This is a genomic window from Skermanella sp. (assembly GCF_059503625.1).
Genome location: NZ_JCACHA010001152.1, coordinates 1 through 5110, shown reverse-complemented (window position 1 = coordinate 5110; position 5110 = coordinate 1). Strand labels below are relative to the sequence as shown.

Below are 5110 nucleotides of genomic sequence, written 5' to 3'. Positions count from 1 at the left end.
CAAGCCAAATGCCCTGCCACCTCCCGCGCCATCCTAAGTTGGACGGCCCGCTTCTTCAGACAATAGTTATAAGCCGAAGGTCGGGTGCGACAGGGGACTTCTTCGATCGATCAACTGCCTTCCATTCAGGCTTTTTTCATCCCCAGAATCTGGGGATAACTCTGTGGATCGAGGTGCGCTCGTCCAGCCAAACCCTACCACTTGAACCCAATGCACATTTTTTAGGCACGATCCGCGCATGATGCTGTCAAGCAAAACTTTCTAGTTTCAGGTGGAAGTTTAGCAGTGCAAAATCAGTATTCGTGTGCCATAGACACAACACTCCCAGCAATACTTTCGTGATCCCAGAGTAGTTGCATCGGAGCCTTCCAGCCACATCACTGACTACAAAACAGCCAGCCATCTAAGCATGGTTGGTGCAGATGCCCATCCGGACGACCTGGACAGGCCTTGGTCGGGCACTCCCCCGCATATTACGAACATAAGGGTTCCATCGAGGAGCCGTCGGGGACGGGTCACGCAGCCCGGCGGCATCGTTCATCAGCGCCGCTTCGGTCCAAAACGCTTGCGCGGCGCACCGCGAAAGCCTTGCTTCGGCCGTCCATGACCTGGATCGCGCCGGCGGCGTGCCCGGGACGCCAGAAGCTCGCCAAGGCGGGTAGATAGGGCGGCCCTGCGCTGTGCAACGATGGCGCGGTCCGGAAAAAGGTCCGGAAAACGGCGCGATGCCCAATAATAGAGATCGCAGGCACGCGAAAGGTCTTCCAGCGCCTGATCGTCCAGCCCTTCGGTCCGGGCAGGAACGACATGCCCGACAGCCATCGACTCACGACGTTCGACAGCCTGTACGATCGTCGTGAACAGCCGGGCCTCCGCTTCCTTCTCCAGGTCGGCCGGAATGAACAGCAGGTTCAGCTTGTCCGCGAAAGTCAGTGAACGCTCGTCCAGCAACGCCGCATGCCGCCGCAACGGCGCCAGTTCGGACACTGCATAGGGCGAGCCATCGGTTTTCGCCGCCGAGAACCAGTCGAGCAGGAGGGCCAGTTCCGACGTGCCGCTGTAATCCGCAAGGCGCGCCAGCATGCCGCGCGTCGGCCGGACGGTAAGGGCGGTCTTCGGTCCCAGGCGCGGATCGGGGCGCTCCAGAAGGGTGCGCAGCGCCTGCGGCGTATTGCGGGCGACGACACCGAACTCACCCGTCTCGAACTGGCCGAAACGTCCGGCGCGTCCCGCGATCTGACGAACTTCTCCCGCGGAAAGCGGCCGTACTGCATTGCCGTCGAACTTCTCCAGCGCCGTGAACAGGACACGCCGGACCGGCAGGTTCAGACCCATGCCGATGGCATCGGTGGCCACGACGACATCGACCTCCCCCGACAGGAACCGCTCCGCTTCCCGTCGCCTGACCTCCGGCGCCAAGGCTCCGTACAGCACGGCCGCCGTCAGGTCCCGGGACTGGACGGCGTCGCGGATCAGATGGACATCGCGGCGGGAAAACGCGATCAGCGCATCGCCTCGCTCGACATCGTCCCACTCAAGCCTACGCTCGATCATCCGGAGCGGCGTCTTGCGCTCAAGCTCGACGATCTCCAGCGGCTCGCCCAGATGCGCTGCCACCCGTTCGACCAGGGATCGGGCCTCGGGCGCACCCAGGAGGTACACGGTGCCGGCAGGCACCCCCATCAACGCCGACGTCCAGGCCCAGCCCCGGTCGGGGTCCGCCAGCATCTGTATCTCGTCGATCACGGCGACATCGACCGGCCGGTCCGGATCGAGCATCTCGATGGTCGACGAGAGGTGCCGGGCATCCGGCACTCTCGCCTCCTCCTCGCCGGTCAGCAGCGTCGTCGGCGTCCCATCCCGGTTCAGGCGGTCGGCGACCTCGAGGGCCAGCAGGCGCAGCGGCGCCAGATAGAGGCCCGAGCGTGCCTCCCTGAGAGCTTCCAGCGCCCGATGGGTCTTGCCGGAGTTGGTCGGCCCCACCACCAGGACCAGGCGGCGGGCCATGCCGCGCGCCACCGGGAACAGACGCTCGAAGCGGGAGAAATCGAAGTGGCGGTCCACATAGGCGCGACCGCGCGCTTCTGCCCGGCCGCGCCGCCAGATATCGTACTCCCGGTCCCAGCGGCGCAGGATCTCGTCGGCGTCCTGATGGTTGCGCCCCGCTCGAACGAGGCGGTCGCATAGACTGCCGAAGGTCCAGCCGTCGTCGGGTGTCCCCACCTCTTCGGTATAGAGCCAAAGCCTTTCGGCAAGACGGCCGGCATCCTCGTGCAGGCGTTCGATCAGGGCGGCGTCGGCGTTCAGGAACCTGTGCAGGTCGGCCTCGTGCAGGCCGCTCAATTCGTCGACGTCGATCGTACGGGAGACCGCGAAGCGGATCGGCTGCGTCATCCCGGTCCACGGCATCTCGTCCGTCATGACCAGCCTGACCCGATCCCGCGCATCGCCCGGATGAAGCGAGACATGCGCACCGTCGAGCACGCGCCTTGCCTTCTCCAGCAGGCCGTTCCGCCGCAATTGCCGGTCGAGCTGCCCCAGTATCTCCCGGACGACGGCTTCACGCCGTGCCGCGGGCACCAGCAGGTCACGCTTGCCCCGGGGCAGAGGCAGCCCCAGCGGAGCCAGCCCGACCTGCTCCGCCCGTTCGATGCGGGCAAGGCCGGCGTCCGCAAGGGTCAGGCAATCGGGATGATGGCAGGCGATTTCGTGGATCAGATCGGGGTCGGCTTCGGCAGGCGCCGCAGGCGCTTCCGGGTGGTCGGCCATTCGGAGGCTCCAGAACTTCATTCAGCGGCGAACATGCGTGCAGCCGCGCCGAAAGGTCAACTGGTGAAGCGGGGGTGCATCACACCTGAGACTATCTTGAAAGCCGCCAAAATTAAGGTTTCAGAACCTTAATCTTTTCTTCTGGCTGACACAGAGCATCCAAGCCGAAGTATATAGTCCCTAGCTCATACCCAAAGATCATTTCAAATGGTCAGCATCTCATTTGCTTGGGAAAAACGGTTGATTCCTCTGTCTGTCGCTGATGCGCACAAAGCACGCTTGGCATGGCCTTGCCACTATCCGGAAAGTTTTATGGATATTTCAACCCTATTGGAGCAGATTTTCGCTCTAAAGGATATGGTATCTAGCCAATCCGGGGTAACGGGCCAACGTGAGGATGTGTTTGATGTCAGCGGCCGGCATGAACAATGACGAAATGCAGCGGTTGAACTTCCTGATGATCGATGATGAGACGCGCAAGGCCCTGGGCGAATTCGTGCCTACGCTCAAGGAACTGCTGCCGTCGATCCTCGACGCTTTTTATTCTCACCTCAGGAAACACCCTGAGATGATGAAATTCTTTTCAAACGAAAGCCGAGTAAGCCACGCCAAGTCGGCCCAGTTCGATCACTGGATGAAGCTCTTCTCCGGACGTTTCGATGCGGACTACTTCGCCTCGGTGAAGAAGGTCGGACTGACACATAGCCGCATCGGCCTTGAACCGAGATGGTATATCGGCGGCTATACCTTCACCCTCGACAAGCTACTGGAAGCGGCGACCCGCCAGCACCGGAGCATGCTGCATCCCAAAGGCGCCCGGCTGAAACTGGCATCCCTTCTCAGGGCCATCAATCAGGCCGTCATGCTCGACATGGACTTGGCGATCAGCGTCTACCTTGAAGAGAACAAGGCGACACTCGACCGGAAGATGGACCAGCTCGCCGCCGAGTTCAGCGGATCGGTGCTTGGTATCGTCCAGAATGTCAACGGCAAGGCTGACGAACTTTCGATAACCGCCGATACCATGTCCGCGTCGGCAGAGGAGACCAACCGGCAGGCGATAGCGGTTGCCGCTGCCGCCGAGCAAGCAAGTCAGAACGTCCAGACCGTCGCGTCTGCAGCGGAGCAGCTTTCTACGTCCATTCGCGAGATCACCGTCCAGGTCACCCGGTCGTCGGACCTGTCGAACCGCGCGGTGGCGGATGGAGCCAGGACCAACGAGTTGCTGGCGGCTCTGGCGAGTGCCGCGGACAACATCGGCACGGTGGTCGGCCTGATCAACGACATCGCCAATCAGACGAACCTGCTGGCGCTGAACGCGACGATCGAAGCCGCGCGGGCCGGCGAAGCGGGCAAGGGCTTCGCGGTCGTCGCCAACGAGGTCAAGCAGCTCGCCACCCAGACGGCCCGTGCTACGGGAGACATCAAGGGTCAGGTGACGGAGATGCAGACGGTGACCAACGGCGCGATCGGTGTGATCAAGAGCGTGCTGTCCGGTGTGTCCGACATGAACGAGATCTGCACCCTGATCGCGGCCGCCGTGGAAGAACAGGCCGCGGCAACTCGGGAAATCGCCCGCAACGTGGATCAGGCCGCGGCCGGCACGCGTGAGGTCGCTCTTAATATTTCAGGTGTCACGGCGGCTTCCACCGAAACCGGTCATGCCGTGGTCCACGTCCAGCAGGCCGCCGGCAATCTGAACAGCCAGTCGGCTGCCCTTCAGAATGAGGTCGGCGCCTTCCTCAGATCCATCAAGGCGAGTTGACCGGCGGGCGCGAACGCCACCAGGACACTTCCGGAACTGCACCGCGTCGCATCAGCCTTCGGCTGGCGCGACGCGGAGGATCTGGCCGTCCGACTCGTCCGTCAGCAGATACAGATCGCCTCTGTTGCCTTGTATGACTGCCCGGATGCGTTCGCCAAGGCCACCGAACAATCGCTCCTCGTGTTTGACGCGGGAGCCGTCGAGTTCCAGGCGAACGACATCCTTTGCCACCAGCCCACCATTGAACAGGCTGCCCTTCCACTCGGGGAAAGCTTCGCCCGTGTAGAAGAGCATGCCGGACGCCCCGATCACAGGCGTCCACTGATAAAGAGGGTCTTCCATGCCCTCGGCATGCTGCTTCCCGGTGCCGACGGGCGAACCGTCGTAATTGACGCCGTTCGAAACCACCGGCCAGCCGTAATTCTTGCCCGCCTGGGGCCGGTTGACCTCGTCGCCGCCGCGAGGACCGTGCTCGTTGACCCACAACTCGCCCGTCGCGGGGTTCAGCGCCGCGCCCTGGAAGTTCCGGTGGCCATAGGACCAGATTTCCGCCAGGGCGCCGGGGCGGTTCACGAA

General features: G+C 62.8%; 4 protein-coding genes. 2 read left to right on the top strand and 2 right to left on the bottom strand.

Translation table 11 applies throughout. The features are described 5' to 3' along the window. Window positions 1–540: 540 nt before the first annotated feature. The gene (locus AC5JJ6_RS40975; protein ID WP_496047567.1) at window positions 541–2769 is read right to left on the bottom strand and encodes a helicase-related protein; all 2229 of its coding nucleotides are present in this window, start codon (window positions 2767–2769) and stop codon (window positions 541–543) included. A gap of 207 nt (window positions 2770–2976) precedes the next feature. Here AC5JJ6_RS40975 and AC5JJ6_RS40970 point away from each other — a divergent pair, with 207 nt between their 5' ends. Further along, a complete protein-coding gene (locus tag AC5JJ6_RS40970) occupies window positions 2977–3201 on the top strand; it encodes a hypothetical protein (RefSeq protein ID WP_496047566.1) in 225 nt (74 codons plus the stop codon). Then, window positions 3191–4534 (top strand): protoglobin domain-containing protein, encoded by a 1344-nt coding sequence (locus AC5JJ6_RS40965; RefSeq protein WP_496047565.1) that lies wholly within the window; start codon window positions 3191–3193, stop codon window positions 4532–4534. Before AC5JJ6_RS40970 ends, AC5JJ6_RS40965 begins: the two co-directional genes overlap by 11 nt. 51 nt (window positions 4535–4585) lie before the next feature. Here AC5JJ6_RS40965 and AC5JJ6_RS40960 read toward each other — a convergent pair. Continuing rightward, a partial coding sequence (locus AC5JJ6_RS40960) for a PQQ-dependent sugar dehydrogenase (protein ID WP_496047564.1) occupies window positions 4586–5110 on the bottom strand: 525 nt, incomplete at its 5' end.